At 59.3% G+C, this 285-nt stretch carries 1 protein-coding gene; it reads left to right on the top strand.

Annotation, left to right across the window (positions count from 1 at the left end; genetic code table 11):
• The coding region (locus SB764_RS39430) for a hypothetical protein (RefSeq protein ID WP_410866672.1) at positions 1-285 on the top strand (285 nt) is incomplete at both ends.

Consider the following 285-nt stretch of genomic DNA (forward strand, 5'->3'; position numbering starts at 1 on the left):
GTGAGCTGGCAGAGCACAACGGTGCCGAAGGCGATCTGGAAGCGGATTATCAGGCGGCCAGCGATCACCTGAACCTGGTGCAAACCGCACTGCGTCAGCAGGAGAAGATCGAACGCTACGAAGCGGATCTCGATGAGCTGCAGATCCGTCTGGAAGAGCAAAACGAAGTGGTGGCAGAAGCCATCGAACGCCAGGAAGAGAACGAGGCTCGCGCGGAAGCTGCCGAACTGGAAGTGGACGAGCTGAAAAGCCAGCTTGCTGACTACCAGCAGGCGCTGGACGTCC

The sequence above is a fragment of the Paraburkholderia sp. SIMBA_027 genome, assembly GCF_046535315.1.
GTDB classification, from domain to species: domain Bacteria; phylum Pseudomonadota; class Gammaproteobacteria; order Burkholderiales; family Burkholderiaceae; genus Paraburkholderia; species Paraburkholderia tropica.